Source organism: Shewanella sp. 492, from assembly GCF_059338445.1.
This window is the reverse complement of record NZ_CM181702.1, coordinates 3,231,897-3,247,037: the sequence shown is the minus strand read 5'-3', so window position 1 is coordinate 3,247,037 and position 15,141 is coordinate 3,231,897. Positions and strand designations below refer to the sequence as shown.

Annotated in this window: 10 protein-coding genes and 1 pseudogene; 4 read left to right on the top strand and 7 right to left on the bottom strand. The window is 47.3% G+C overall.

The genetic code is table 11. The annotated features are described in order from the left end of the window. Nucleotides 1–178 precede the first annotated feature (178 nt). Together AC5YBX_RS14320 and AC5YBX_RS14315 are read left to right on the top strand one after the other, a co-directional pair. Complete coding sequence (locus AC5YBX_RS14320; RefSeq protein ID WP_494523903.1) at nucleotides 179–1,219, top strand: endonuclease/exonuclease/phosphatase family protein; 1,041 nt, start codon at nucleotides 179–181, stop codon at nucleotides 1,217–1,219. Nucleotides 1,220–1,296: 77 nt separating this feature from the next. Beyond that, complete coding sequence (locus AC5YBX_RS14315; protein WP_494520950.1) at nucleotides 1,297–2,214, top strand: hypothetical protein; 918 nt, start codon at nucleotides 1,297–1,299, stop codon at nucleotides 2,212–2,214. A gap of 48 nt (nucleotides 2,215–2,262) precedes the next feature. On the opposite strand, the gene AC5YBX_RS14310 is transcribed toward AC5YBX_RS14315, so the two are convergent. From AC5YBX_RS14310 to AC5YBX_RS14295, 4 genes are all read right to left on the bottom strand, one after another. Continuing rightward, nucleotides 2,263–3,624, bottom strand: a complete 1,362-nt coding sequence (locus tag AC5YBX_RS14310; RefSeq protein ID WP_494523902.1) for a MipA/OmpV family protein — start codon at nucleotides 3,622–3,624, stop codon at nucleotides 2,263–2,265. Nucleotides 3,625–3,710: 86 nt separating this feature from the next. After that, entirely contained in the window at nucleotides 3,711–6,833 is a 3,123-nt protein-coding gene (locus tag AC5YBX_RS14305) for an efflux RND transporter permease subunit (protein ID WP_494523901.1), read from the bottom strand. Between the two features lie 184 nt (nucleotides 6,834–7,017). Beyond that, nucleotides 7,018–8,175, bottom strand: coding sequence for an efflux RND transporter periplasmic adaptor subunit (locus AC5YBX_RS14300; RefSeq protein ID WP_494523900.1), 1,158 nt, complete (start codon nucleotides 8,173–8,175; stop codon nucleotides 7,018–7,020). A 251-nt stretch (nucleotides 8,176–8,426) separates the two neighbouring features. Continuing rightward, on the bottom strand, nucleotides 8,427–8,648 hold the full coding sequence (locus AC5YBX_RS14295) for a ribosome alternative rescue factor ArfA (RefSeq protein ID WP_494520954.1): 222 nt from the start codon (nucleotides 8,646–8,648) through the stop codon (nucleotides 8,427–8,429). 729 nt (nucleotides 8,649–9,377) lie between these two features. Here AC5YBX_RS14295 and AC5YBX_RS14290 point away from each other — a divergent pair. Then, nucleotides 9,378–9,896 (top strand): annotated as a pseudogene (locus tag AC5YBX_RS14290) (hypothetical protein). Nucleotides 9,897–9,942: 46 nt separating this feature from the next. Here AC5YBX_RS14290 and rbsK read toward each other — a convergent pair. Then, nucleotides 9,943–10,872, bottom strand: coding sequence for a ribokinase (gene rbsK, locus AC5YBX_RS14285; RefSeq protein ID WP_494523899.1), 930 nt, complete (start codon nucleotides 10,870–10,872; stop codon nucleotides 9,943–9,945). Between the two features lie 69 nt (nucleotides 10,873–10,941). Then, on the bottom strand, nucleotides 10,942–11,946 hold the full coding sequence (rihA, locus tag AC5YBX_RS14280; RefSeq protein ID WP_494520957.1) for a pyrimidine-specific ribonucleoside hydrolase RihA: 1,005 nt from the start codon (nucleotides 11,944–11,946) through the stop codon (nucleotides 10,942–10,944). Between the two features lie 504 nt (nucleotides 11,947–12,450). Here rihA and AC5YBX_RS14275 point away from each other — a divergent pair. After that, entirely contained in the window at nucleotides 12,451–13,833 is a 1,383-nt protein-coding gene (locus AC5YBX_RS14275) for a Na+/H+ antiporter NhaC family protein (protein ID WP_494520958.1), read from the top strand. A gap of 138 nt (nucleotides 13,834–13,971) precedes the next feature. Here AC5YBX_RS14275 and AC5YBX_RS14270 read toward each other — a convergent pair whose 3' ends face one another. Beyond that, nucleotides 13,972–14,841 (bottom strand): pirin family protein, encoded by an 870-nt coding sequence (locus AC5YBX_RS14270; protein WP_494523898.1) that lies wholly within the window; start codon nucleotides 14,839–14,841, stop codon nucleotides 13,972–13,974. Between the last annotated feature and the right edge of the window lie 300 nt (nucleotides 14,842–15,141).

The window sequence follows — 15,141 nt, the reverse complement described above, 5'->3', positions numbered from 1 at the left end:
GGTGTAAAATCACAAATATTGGCAAAATTATATTGATGATAGGCATCATATGTAACGCATGGCTGAGTGTCATCGATGGGCTGATTGGCAGCTTGTCGATAAGCGCTGAAAGTGTGGTTCACTTTTTGTCATGTTATGCTGCCAGCTTATGAATCGTTATTTAGGTTAAGAGGTATTTTTGTCTACTGAATCTGCAGCTCAATCGCAGCTAAAAATAGCCAGTGTTAATCTGTTCAATTTTATTGCGCCGCCAGATGCCTATTACGATTTCAATAACATCTATACCGAGCAGCAATGGCAGCAAAAGTGTGACTGGATAACGGCTTATGTTAATCAATACCGTCCCGATGTGATTGGTTTTCAAGAGGTGTTTTCAACTGATGCGTTAAAGGCGTTGTTAAACGCTGCCGGGTATCCCTATTTTGCTGTGGTCGATACCCCAGAGGTTGAAGATGAGTTTATCTATCGCAGCCCTGTGGTGGCCTTGGCCTCTAAATACCCGATAAGCGCCATTCATGCCTGTAGTGCCGCCCCTGAATTTGCTTCATTATTGGGGCTCAGCGCCGAATTTGCATTCAGTCGCACACCGGTGCGGGCGACTGTGGTGCTGCCTGATCTGGGGCCATGCGATTGTTATGTGGTGCATTTTAAATCTAAACGCGGCCAGTTCAGTGTGGAACAAGCTCAAGAGCTGCTTGGTGTTGCCCCGAGTGCGATGCAAGCCAGTTTTGCCATCGAGGCTGCAGCCAAATGGAGCGCCGCTATCGTGCGCGGGAGCGAGGCGAGCCTGCTGCGTTATGCGATTGCCGAGCGGCGCGCCATCACGGCTTATCCCGTGATCTTGATGGGTGATTTTAACGATACCTTGCATAGCGGCGTGCTATCGAGCCTGGTCAGCACGGATACCCGCTTAATTGCCACTTATGGCGAGGAGGGCTTTGACGATTACCGCTTGCACGATGCCTATCAGTTATTTGAGCAATCCCATTACAGCGTGACAGCCGTTGCGCGGCCTGCCACTCACTACCATTTAACCCAAGGGGCGGTGTTAGATTACATCTTACTGTCTAATGAGTTTGACCCCCATAATGATCAATGCCTAGCAGAAGTTGAGCACTACCACACCTATGATAGGCACTTGCTTAACCCTGAGTATGCCCGCGACAGTCATAGCACAGATCATGCACCTGTAATTATCACCTTAAAGATCAGGCAGTAAACTCGTTTGTCATCTTACAGGTTATAGGATAGTTTGAGCCTATTGACTGGCGCATGGCGAGATAAAGGATACAGAGAATGCTTGACGCTATTTGTCGTATGGATAAGTTATCGCAAACCGTCTATTCGGTATTTCAGTTTCAACGCCTCGATGAGGCGGAGGTTGAACGCTTGCGTCAGCACCTATATTGCCCAGCCTGTGCTGGTAAGGCGTATTTTCGTAAAGCCTCTAAAGATGGTAAAGCGGCCTGCTTTGGCTCGCGTTATCATCAATTAGATTGCCGCGAATTTAAGCCCAGCGCCAACCGCCAACGTGAAGAGCAAGATGCCAGCGAGGTTAACCAGCTTATTGTTGACAGCGATGCGCTGCGAATCGACTTTTCGAAACGCGCATCAAGCCATAGCGTGAAGGCTATAACCGTAGCAACGCCAGCGACGGCGGCAGATAACAGGGTTTCTGAGCCAGCAGCACCAATGCCCCAAACGGCTCATTCGCCCATCACATCACCAGTTCAAAAGAGTACGCCAACGCCCAATGAGGCTAGCGCATCCACGCCCGATAAACGCATCGCCCGCGAAGGGTTAGAGAAACTGTTACACAGTTTATTGCGTGGCAGCGAGCTGGCCAGCTCAGATTTGTGGGTGTATACCGATGACAAGTATCGTTGGCGCGCTAAAAATCTGTTTGTTAATTTTAGTCAGGCTAGCCCCACAGACAATGGGGCGCCGCGTATGTATTGGGGCACGATTTCTCATACCGATAAGGCGATGCTCTGGCTTAACCCTGCCGACTGTAAAGATGTAGGGATCCCAATCGATGGCTTTAAAGAGGAATTACAACAGCGTTTTGCTATTGAACATCGCCGCGATCTCGAAGGGGCTGGGATCATCTTATTTGGTAAGTGCTTTTGGAATAAAGATAAAACCCGCAAGATCATTCAGCTATGGAATCGCGATATCAGCCGAATGCACATCTCGCTCGCCGAAGAGGAATGAGTCTCTCCGTTTGATCATCTCGGGCTATTTTTCGGCGCGATCGCCAGATTAAAAGTGCCACTGCACGTAAATGCTTTGGTAATTACTGCCACCACCAATGCGGCCAAAGGCTGAGCTTGTTTCAAAGATCCCCGACCTGTGGTGAATGCTATAACCTAGCCAAAGGTTATCCATTTGATGAGAGTTCACCAGATCGCCAATATTCACATCTAACGAAAAATCTAAATAGTTTAATAGCTTAGACGGTTTGTAATCTTTGGCTTCAAGCTCTGTACCTTCGATATAGGTGATATTGCTAACATACGACAGGCCTTCGGCGATACCAAGTCGAAAACGTGGCCCTAGCTCAAAGGTGTAAAAGGCCTTTAGCGCAATGACCATTTCTGCCAGATTATCCTGCACTTGTGAGTCGTGATGCCATACCAAACCAGGGGTTAGGTAAAGATCTATCGGTAAAGTAAATAGCTTATCTGTTAGCTGAGTGCCGTAAAATGCCGATGTCATTTGGTTATTATATGGATCGGTTGCCGTTTGCCATTTCAAAATGGCGTTTAAGTTGGATGGCGTCGCCCACCCGTGGGCGATTCGAATATATTCGCTGCTTTTTTTAAGTGTTTTTGGCGCAGACACAGCCGAATATTGGGGGGTTTTAGGCTCAGGGAAAAAACCAAAACCCAAAAATGACTCATATTGAAAGCGGTTGTCGATGGTGGGAAGATGATAAACCTCATCTTCGAGGCGACTTAACCCAAACTGACCGAGTAGATACAAGTTACTGATGAGGTGATAGCGTGCCTTAACTCCAGAGGTAAAACTGAGCCCATGGCCTACATCGTATTGGTCTAAACCATAGTAATGGTCATTAAAGTCAGCCGTTTTCCATTGGAACTCGGCATAAGGGTTAACCTTCCAATCACCCGACGCCCAATGATATTGGGTACGGCTGTAGCCATAAACACGTTTATGTGAATCGGATAAAATAGCGAAATCGACGTCCCATTCATCCTTAACAAAGCGATATTGTAAACCAAAGTCAAAGGCTTGTGATTGGGTATTATTTTGCAGTGCTTTAGGAATATCGACGAAACGAAATCGAGTGTATAGATTGATTTGATGTTGATTATTTTTCCAAAGATGGCCACCCGCTTCCATCCCATTGAGAAAAAGGTACTCATTTTGATAGTAAATCAGCGGCAAGGTATCGTACACCTCATCATCTTCTGTGGCGTAAGGGATATCACCGCGGCGAACCCCTATACCAATCCCCCAATTATCTTGCCATTGTGCGACTGAAGCTAGCTCTTGAGTGTGTGTTGTTTGAGCCTGGTGAGGCTCATCCGCTTTTAGTGAACCAATAGGCGATAACAACAATAGGTTAAGCGTAACGATTGAGAGTAAATTGGGCTTCATATTGTGTATTTCATATTATGTTCTGGTGGAAAAAACATCCTCTAAGGCATAGTGAGTCGTTAAGCATATTCATTTATAACAAAAGCCTAGGCCTTATGACTCTTACGGGTCTTAAACTTCTCACGCATGGTTTGCATTATCACGTAAAACACAGGTACGAGTACGGTGCCAACAATGGTGGCCGCTAACATTCCACCAAAGACCGAATACCCTAATGCACGGCGACTACCTGAGCCTGCGCCGCTGGCCAAGACTAATGGCAATACACCTAACAAAAAAGAGAAGGCGGTCATTAAGACGGCGCGAAAACGTAATTTGGCTGCCGTCTCACTCGCCTCGAGAATGCTCATGCCCTCTTCCCGTAATTGCTTAGCAAATTCCACAATTAAGATGGCGTTCTTACACGCCAGACCAATTAACAGAACCAGGCCTATCTGGGCGTAGAGGTTGAGGTCGGAACCCACTAATAAGATATTCAAGAACGCACCTAAGACCGCAATAGGGACCGCGAGGATAACGGCAAATGGAATGGTCCAACTTTCGTACTGCGCCACTAAAAACAAGTAGGTAAATACCAATGCTAAGGCAAAGATCAATGGTGCAAGGTTGCCCGCTTTAATCTCTTGGAAGGTCTGCCCGGTCCACTCAAAGGCGTAACCGGTTGGTAATGCTTCACTCGCTGCACGTTCCATGGCTGTAATCGCATCGCCAGAGCTAAATCCTGGCGCAGGAAAACCGTTGATCGTAGTCGAGTTGAACATGTTGTAGGAGTTCATGACATCTGGGCCTAAGATAGGCGTCACCGTCACTAAGGTGCTTAATGGCACCATATCGCCGGTGTTTGAGCGCACATAAAATCGAGAGATATCTTTCTCCGAATCACGGAACTCGCCCTCGGCTTGAAGAATAACCCTAAAGACCTTACCAAACCGATTAAAATCGTTGACATACATTGACCCTAACATGGTCTGCATCGTTGAAAAGATCTCATTGAGAGAGATCCCGAGCACCTTAGCCTTATCCCTATCGACATTTACATACATCTGCGGCACATCGGCACGAAAATTACTAAAGGCCATGGCGATTTCTGGCTGCTCATTAGCTTTCATCACCAGCCCACGCATTACCGCCGCCAGCTCTTGAGGAGAGCGTCCTTGGGTATCTTGTAATACAAACTCGAACCCGCCGACACTGCCAACACCAGGAATGGGAGGCAGTGAGAAGGCCATCGCTTTTACGGCAGGGTTGGCGGCGTACTTGGCTTGCAATCTGGCCACAATGGCCGATTCGACCATATTTGGCGTGTCTCGCTCCTCCCACGTTGAAAGCGTCACAATCATTAAGCCCCCATTTGAGGAGACTGAGCCCGTCAAAATACTAAAGCCACTGGCGTGAATAACATTTTCAACCCCCGGCTCCGCTAAGGTGAGTGTGACCAGCTGACTCATTACCTCTTCAGTGCGGTTCAGCGATGCCCCATCGGGGAGCTGAATATCAACCATAAAGGCTTTTTTATCTTCCATAGGCACAAAGCCTGATGGCAATATTTTCGCAATCCCTCCTGTGAGGCCTATTAAGCAAAGGTATACCACACCGACTAAGGTGAGTTTGCGCATTAAGGACCCGACTAGCTTGGTATATCGCCCCGTCACACGTGCAAACTGCTTATTAAACGCAGCATGAAACCCTTTGGTATGCGTTTGAGGTGGGCGTAATAAAGAGGCGCACAGCGCCGGGCTTAAGGTTAAGGCGTTGACAGAGGAGATTAAGACCGAAATACAGATAGTCACTGAAAACTGTGCATACATTTGCCCAGTGATCCCTGGCATCACTGCTGTCGGGGCAAATACGGCTAGCAATACCAGTGTGGTGGCAATAATAGGGCCGGTCACCTCTTTCATCGCTTTCGAGGTGGCCTCTTTTGATGATAGCCCCTCGTCTTGCATTAAACGGGTGACATTTTCTACAACTACAATGGCATCATCGACCACAATACCGATGGCCAAGATCAAGGCGAATAGCGAAACCGTGTTGATGCTCATCCCAAAGGCAAGTAAGAAGGCGAAAGTACCAATAAGTGAAACGGGAATCGCAATGGCTGGTACTAGAGTGGAGCGAACATCTTGTAAGAAGATAAAGACGACAAAAATAACCAATGCAATTGAGATAAATAGGGTGGTTACCACCTCTCTAATCGAGGTTTCGACAAACTCAGTGGTGTCATAGAGGACCTGATATTCCAAATCATCCGGAAAGCGCTCGGATAATGTCGCCATTTCAGCCTTAATAGCCTTACCCACTTCTAAGGCGTTGGCATCGGGAGATTGATAAATAGCGATCACTGCCGATGGCTTATTATTAAGTTTACCTTGTGCATCATAGGTTTGAGATCCTAATTCGACTCTGGCTACGTCACCGACGACCACTTTAGAACCGTCGTTGTTGGCGCGAATGGTCACATTGGCAAACTCTTGCGGATCTTTAAGGCGGCCTTTTGTTTGTAAGGTATATTGAAATTGCTGGTCGGGATCAACTGGGGCTGCACCAATACGACCAGCGGCAACCTGAATATTTTGTTCTTGTAGTGCTGTAATGACATCGGATGCGGTCACGCCAAGGCTCGCCATTTGATCGGGCTCGAGCCAGATACGGATCGCATAATCGAGAGCACCAATTACTTGTACCTTAGATACGCCAGTTTGACGCGCCAGCGCATCTTTTATATTAAGGCCAGCGTAATTGGTAATAAATAGGGAATCGAAGGTTTCATTAGGTGAAACGAGATTGACGACCATTAACATATTCGGGCTTTGCTTTTCGACTTTAACCCCTTGACGTTTCACTTCTTCGGGTAGACGTGGCATCGCCTGCTGAACTCGGTTTTGTACTTTTACCTGTGCCATATCGGCATCGGTGCCCACTTCGAACGTGACATTTAACGAGTAACTCCCGTCGTTAGCACTCTTTGACTCCATATAGAGCATGCCTTCGACCCCGTTCACTTCCGCTTCCAGTGGCTGGGCGATGGTATCTTTAACAATATCGGCGCTGGCTCCAGAGTAACTTGTGGAAACGCTAACCTGTGGTGGTGCAATTTCAGGAAATTCAGACACAGATAAAACGGGAATGGCGATCAGTCCCACCAAGGTTAATACCGTTGATATGACAAAGGCAAATTTGGGCCTATGGATAAAGAACTCGCTAATCATTGCAGTCTCCGTCTGTCATCTGTGACAGTTAAATCTAACAAATACAGTTCAATATCAGGTTGTTGAATAAACAACTTATCCATCATGATATCTGATTACCTTTATCGCCACAGCTGCCATCGACCAGAGTAAAATTGTCACCCTTAGCGGGTGAAGTCGGCGCGGCATTAATCATGGCCAAGCTTTAAGATGCCGTGCTTTCCTTAAAAGGCACTAGCTCCTGTTCAACGGCTTTGACTTTGATGCCAGGGCGTATTTTCTGTAACCCTTCAACCACAATGCGCTCTCCCTCTGTTAAGCCACTTTTCACTTGCCAGTCGACACCGTAGCGATCACCGAGTTCGACTAAGCGTTTCTGTACCTCGTCGAGCTCATTGAGCACCATCACAAAACGGCCTTGTTGATCTTCTTGGACCGCCGCTTGGGGGATAAGTAAGGCTTTTTCCGTCAAGGGTGACTCAATCACCAAGGTCACAAACATGCCTGGTAACATTAAGCTTTCGCTATTGTTAAAGGTGGCGCGCATGGGCAGAGTCCCTGTCGCTGCGTCAACTCGATTACCGACAAAATCAATATGGCCGGTTTCATTAAACATAGTGTTGTTGGGTAGACGAAGGCGGACGACAATATCAGCAATATTTAACTCTTTATTTAGTGCTTTAGAGACATCTTGCTGCACGGATATCAATTTTTTCTCTGCCACTTGAAACGTGACCCACATAGGCTGAAGCTGAACGAGGGTAGCCATTTCAGATTGGGGGCTGATGATGTCACCAGTACTGACATTAGCCTGACTGATACGCCCAGAGATAGGGGCGTAAATTTTGGTATAGCTCAGTTGTAACTTGGCAGCTTGAACTGCGGCCTCGGCTTGTACGACTCCTGCGGAGGTGGTGAGTTTTCGACTGGTTAACTCATCCATATCTTGGGCACTAATCATGCCGTCGGGCAGTAATACACGTCCACGTTTCCAGTTCATTAAAGCCACATCTCTTGAGGCTATCGCTTGTTCAAGTACGGCATTTCTTTGTGCCAATTCGGCTTCAAAACTTGCGGGATCAATTTCAAATAACAGGTCGCCGGCGGTGACATTATCGCCTTCGATAAAGGCGCGCTTGAGTAACTGTCCTTGAATTTGTGATTTGATAATCACATCTTCCGATGCCCGAGTGCGGCCCACAACTTCAGTTTGTTGGGTGATCACTTCGGTGTGAGCGGTATTGACGATGACACTGGGTAACATGGTTTGTTTGGGGGTAGGTGCTTCGCCACAGGCACTTAATAGCCAGACACTAATAAGGGGTAGGTACCACTTATTATTTAAAACGGTTCGAGCAACCATTAAGGCCTCCGATAAGCAGATGTGTAACCATTTGTTCACATTAAGGGTAATATAAAACAATAGTTGCAACATTGTAACCGCTTACATATATTAACATTGTGATTACAGTTGTATTTTTTTTTGATAAGCCTTAATCAACCTATGGACTGTATCAATTCATGGGGTGAGTCAGTCACAGAAGTATTAGGGTTCAGCATGTGATCAGGGGGGGGGATCGGCAGATTTACGCTCAGTTGCGTTGCAGTGGAGGATTAAGTCATCGCAATAAGGTGGCCGAAAAAGTCAAAAGGGGCAACGCCCTTTAGCATTTGCCCCTTCTGTTGTTTGCGGTTGTATGATCCTTTGCCTTTTTTAGGCTTCTCAGTGCGCATTCTAAATAGCTCACTGGTGACGATAGCTTTTAAGGCGTTGTCTTTGATGACGCCACGACCACTATCATGGGGTATCGTGCGGCGATGATTTTTTTTACTCATCTTGTCTCCTCTTTATCCTAATGCAGGATTTATTACTGATTCACAAATACTAAATCACAGATACTGAGCAATATTCGGGATTCATGTGTGCTTATCAAGCCGCCATTGCTTTGGCTACCAAAGGATGATGGTCAAGCTGTGTTTATGCCTCTTGATTAAGCTGCGCAATATTACGCCTATTTTTTAACTAATGTAAAGCCCATATATAGTAATTTTAAGCCGTTATTTTATCACCTTAATGTCATATGTGGCGTGGGTTCACAGTGCCATTACACTTATACCGTTGAGCGTGTCTGATGACCCATTATTGAAGGAAATGCCAACGGGCGAAGAGTTGGCAAGGCCTGCTTAACGGATGTGGTATTAGTGGCGTCAAACCCTGGTAAAGGCGTGGTTAATACTTATAGTAACGATACTGGCCACCCCGATCAGTTTGATTGCCTAAAGTGGTGTAAGGCGAGCGGCAGTAACACGGGTCGCTGCGAGATCGCCACAGTGTGAGCAATCAGCGAGATGTGTCTGCCAGTAATCTAGCACTTACCGCTGAATTGGCCTGCGGTGACATATGAATAGCGCCCACAGCAGTACAACTGACTTACGACCCATTGGTAGGGCTTTTAGCTTAATTATGACTAGTTAATTATGACTAAATTAATTCTCGCTTAAATAAAAGCTCGTATAGTGTGTAGCAGTTTCACCAATTGGCATTTATCGAGGGGGTAGTGATTTATGAATAACGTATTGAATCTAGTGCTTGCTGTATCGGCGTTGTCACTATCGGCCTGTGGATTTGTGGGCGATGATAAGGCGCAAATTGAGCAAGCATGATTAGCGCAAGATCAGCAATTAAAAACCGTAGTAGAGCAGATCCGCGCTCAAGGTATTGAAACTGTTGCTCAAGGTGCGGCGGCGGGTTCGGTAGCACAGTGCGTGGCGAGCCAGCTGTCAAAGGATCCACTGGGTCAGTTAGTGAGCGTCGACGGAGCGCTGGTGGAGCAGGCAAAAATAGCTGAGTTAATGACACAGTTACAAGCGGCCATGGAGCAGGAGGTGAGTTTTTCGCAGCTATTTGATCTGTTGTTGCAAGGGGCCGACTTCGCCGCTTATGCATCGGCATTGGTTGATCAGCAAGGACTAGAGCAGGCACTGCAAACGGTTGAGCAGTTGGCGCGCTCGGGTGGTGAATTTGCCAGCCAAGATTTAGGTGCGCATTTTCAGCGGTTACTACAGGAGTGCCAGCAAGGCTAACTCATGGTTATTTCTAATTCACGACGCTAAGAGATTGGGTCGATCGCTACGTGCAGCGCCGTATGCCTGTTTCTAATTCATGACGATAAGGGATAGATCTTTGGGCGCCGGGTCGTGTGACTGTGATAGCTGCGGCTCGGTGGGCAAATTCCACTGCCGCTTTTATGCTACAACCTTCGCTTAACGCTACCATTAAGGCGCCATTGAAGGTGTCTCCGGCAGCGACGGTGTCGGTTGCATCGACTTCACAGCCTGCAATCAAACCACTAAAGTCATCACTGCTAACGTAGGCGCCTTGTTTGCCTAAGGTGATGATCACTGTTTTAGGTCCAAGCTGGTGGATAAACTGTGCGGCCAGTTTGGCGCTGACTTCATTGTTCACTTCTATGCCCGTTATCGCCTCGGCCTCGGTTTCATTTGGGGTGATAATATCCACCAATTGAAACACCTCTTTACTTATAGTCCTCGCTGGGGCGGGATTGAGTATGGTGTTGGTGCCCAGCTGTTTGGCCAGTTTAAGAGCGGTTAAAACGCTGAGTACAGGGGTTTCTAACTGCACCAATAACCAATCGGCTACCTCGATAAGCGGCGTATGGCGTAACAGGACATCAGGGGTGAGTGTGGCATTGGCTCCGGGAGAAACACCGATCATATTTTCGCCATTTCCATCGATAAAAATCATTGCATTACCTGTAGAGGTTTTTGCTATTTGGTGCACGCCATCGGGATAAATACCGTCACTAAGCCAAGCATTACACAACTGCTGACCAGCTACATCGTCTCCCACATGGCAGATAAAATCGACGCGAGTACCAGGCTGAGACAGGCGGGCGCAGGTGACTGCTTGGTTGGCTCCTTTGCCACCATATTCGAGGCGATAATCGCGACTCATTAAGGTTTGTCCAGACTCGGGTAGGTAGTCAAATTTCATCACGTGATCAACATTGGCGCTGCCTAAGATAAGGAGTCTGGTCATGATTATTGTCCTAATAACAAGTTACTTCCCAATACTTAAGGGGCATAGCGCCCCTTAAGTGTAAACGACCTATTGATTGTACGCAGATAAGCACTCCACGATAAGATCAACAAAGCCTTGTCGGTCCAGATCAAATAGTACGGTGGCATTGGCGGGCTTACCCGTTAATTGGTAGCGGTCAACAACTGTCATGCCTTGAGTATATTCACCTTGAGTTTCAATACCAACCCAACATTCGTGGCCAGTAAACAGCTCGGGTTTTAGTAACCAGGCGATGGTGCAGGGATCATGCAGCGGTGCGCCGATAAAGCCCCACTTAGGATCTCTGTGGTAGATCATAAAGAAATCGAGTAGCTCGGCGACACACTGGGCCACCGGATTGGGTATTTGGCGAATACGCTCAACATCTTCATCCATGATCTGGGCGTTATGGGTTACATCCAGACCACACATGGTGATGGGAATACCTGACTTAAACACCATGTCGGCCGCTTCTGGGTCAACAAAAATATTAAATTCTGCAGCAGGGGTCCAGTTCCCCACACCCGCAGCGCCGCCCATCAGAACGATACGTTCAATTTTGCTGTGCAGCTCAGGGTAATTAGCTAAAAACAGGGCAATGTTGGTTAATGGTCCCGACGGAATTAAGGTCACAGGCTCTTGGCTTTGGCGGACTTTTTCGGCCATCAACTCTAGGGCGTTTTGTTCAACGGCGGCAAAACTAGGTTCGGGCAGTTGTGGGCCATCGAGACCACTTTCACCGTGCACGTTGTCGGCAATGATCAGCTCTCGAGCTAATGGCTTAATGGCGCCACCCGCAACGGGAATGTCTGAACGATTAAGCAGTGTCAGCATGCGCAGCGCGTTGTGAAGGGTTTTCTCTGGCGTTTGATTGCCGGCGCTGGTGGTGACGGCCAACGGATTGAGCAGCTCACTACTGAGGGCTAATACAAGAGAAATTGCATCGTCATGGCCGGGATCGCAGTCGAGAATGATCGGTCGCGCGTTAGCGTTAGGGGTGATAGTCACGCTAGCAATGTCGATAGGGTTTGTTATTGGTTTTGATTGAGTCATTGTCATACTCCTTATATTGACAGCTTGTGCAGGGTAGCATGCCAATAAAACTTGTCACCCGCGATGGGTAAAATTTGTGATTGCTCTAAACTCGTCTCGTTTGTGCAAGGTGAGCCACCTTGCTGGTTATGGTGTGACTGAACCTATTGACGGCATATATATCTAAATACGCATCTTAGTTGAATATTCCACTGCAATTAACCAATAACCTTATTGAGGTTATGTTTTATTTATGTCTATATTTATCAGTTGGTTAACTTATTTTTGAGTAGGAGATGGATTATTTTTTTACGCAAATAACTATTTGTTATTGACTCACCGGCCATTGCGGATTATTTTGCCGCCGATGTTTTAACTCAGGTGCAAAAATGGCATTAACCAAAATCTAATGGTTAGTGGTATGTCCATAATAAAGCAGCAATTAAGCGTTGTTGGAATTATAACCAATCTCGCCTAGTGAAATTAGTTTGCCGTATTGGCTCAATTTAAGAAGGACCTTAACGCATGTCTGAAGCGACAGCCTTAAGTCTTATCCCACCAGTGGTGGTTTTGGTGTTAGCTATTTGGTTACGCCGTCCAATTCTCTCATTAATTATCGGGTCCTTAGTGGGGCTGGCTATGTACCAGCCGAGCGATGTACTCAATAATATTTCGACGATCTCCCTTTCTGTGATGGCAGATGAAACCATAGGCTGGTTGATTCTGGTGTGCGGTGGATTTGGTGCCTTAATCAGTTTGCTGGTGAAAACCGGCGGCTCGATGGCATTTGGCCGCCATGCGCTTAAGTTTGCTAAGGGACCAAAGTCATCACTGTTTATGACCTTTATCTTAGGCGTAGTGATTTTTATCGATGACTATCTCAATGCGTTAACGGTTGGCTCGACCATGAAGCGCGTCACCGATAAGTTTAAGGTGTCACGTGAGATGCTGGCCTATGTGGTTGATTCAACCGCAGCGCCGATTTGTGTGCTAGTACCACTATCGACCTGGGCGGTCTTTTTTGGTGGTTTGTTAGTCGACAACGGTGTAGCTGGTGAAGGCCAAGGCATTGCCGTCTACATGTCAGCCATCCCATACATGCTGTACGCTTGGCTTGCGGTCGCAATGGTGCTGTTGGTCATTTTGGGTATCGTGCCCGCATTTGGGCCGATGAAAAAGGCGCAGCAGGCCACAGCACAAGGTGAACCAGCGCTAAAGCAGATGGATTTAGAAGAGGTGCAAACTTCCGACGATTATGGGGTTAAAGCCATTGAAGAGGAGTTTAAACACGCCGACAATCTAGGTAAGCTGCACAACTTTTTTGTGCCTATCATACTGCTGGTTGCCTTTACCGTGTACTTCGATATTGATGTGCTTAAAGGGTTAATTGCCACGTTAGCGGTGACTTTGCCCTATTACGGCCTGCAACGTTTGATGCCGTTGTCTGAGATGATGGATCAGATGATCGATGGTTTTAAGTCGATGCTGCCAGCCATTGGTACCGTTATCGCCGCCTTTGTGTTTAAAGATGTGTGTGACAAGATGATGTTGCCACAATATGTGATTGGTAATCTCAGTGCCTTTATGACGCCACAACTCTTGCCTGCTGTGGTGTTTTTAACCATGTCGATATTGGCGTTTGCGACGGGCTCAAGCTGGGGGATTTTTGCGGTATCTATCCCTATTGTGATGCCATTAGCCCAAGCGGTAGATGCTAATATTCCCTTGGTAATTGGCGCGTTGCTATCGGCTTCCTCTTTTGGTAGTCAAGCCTGCTTCTATTCCGACTCGACGGTACTGGCAGCCCAAGGCTCAGGCTGTAACTTGGTGAGTCATGCGGTTACTCAGCTACCTTACGCGCTTATCGCTGCTGCGCTAACGTTTATGGGCTTCTTATGGTTAGCCTAAACTAAAATGTGGTTGGCTGATGATGAGTCGCTAACTAAGTAAAAAAGAGGTGTTGGAGTCTATCCAACACCTCTTTTTTATCTGTAATCGCCAACTTAACTGAATCAAGCTAGATCGGCTAATAAACGCGATTGAGCATTACTGGCTAGCAATTTCGCCGAAGCGTCCTTGTTGATAATCGGCAATGGCCTGCTCAATCTCGGCTTGGCTATTCATGACAAATGGCCCCATATGAACGATTTTTTCGCGAATAGGATTGCCAGCAAACACTAAGAGTCCCGCCCCCTCATCGCCTGTCTGCAGCGACAATAAGCGTTGGCTGTCGACAATTAAATACTGCCCTTGCTGAAAACGCACCTGCGTATCTTGCTGCGTGCTACTGATATTGCCTTGATACAGATAAAGCCCAGCATATTGGCGATGACTCAAGTCGAGTTGGGCCTGTGCGCCTGCGGTGAGCATTAAATCGGCCACCATCCCTTGGCCTGCCAAGCCTTGCACTGGGGCGCTGATGTGAGTATCCATGTTGGCAAATTGCCAATCACCAGCCAGTGCCCGCAGTGTTGCGCCGTGGGAATTGGTGACTTCTGGATTGTGGGTATCGCTGCTGTCTCGATAGATGGCTGGACGCATCTTATCTTTGGCGGGCATATTGAGCCAAATTTGAAAACCATGCAGGCCATCGTTCGCATCGGCCAACGGCATTTCTGAATGTACCACTCCGCTGCCAGTGCTCATCCATTGCACGTCACTGGCACGTATTGCCTTGACGTTACCTAATTGGTCTCTGTGCTCGAAGCCGCCTTTGCGAATATAGGTAAAGGTTTCAATTCCACGGTGGGGGTGAGGCGGAAAGCCGCCGATAAAATCTTGCTTGTCATCGGATTTTATCTCATCGAGCATCAAGAATGGGTCGAACTTGGTGCGGGTAAAGTCGGCGACGCGACGAATGTTGACACCATCACCGTCCATGGCCGGTATAGCGCTATATTGGCTTAATACTTTCATCATCATCTCCAAATGGGTGGCCAACGAACATCACTATTGATGATAGTTGTAGGGGCTTGGCTACGTGTTAAATTGAGTGGTTAAAATGGTTAGCTGTAGAGATTAACAACTAAGATGTCGAATAAAAATTGCTAAATAATGCTTATTCCATTCTAATTTATCGAATATAAAAGGTTTGAGCATCCGTCGTGGTGTGCAGGATTAAGCCGTGCTGAGCGATATCGTTTAAGGGACGATGTTAAAAGCGAGCGCGCGGCCTATTGGGTGCTGATGGCGGGCGTTGATTCGGGGCTCGCCATA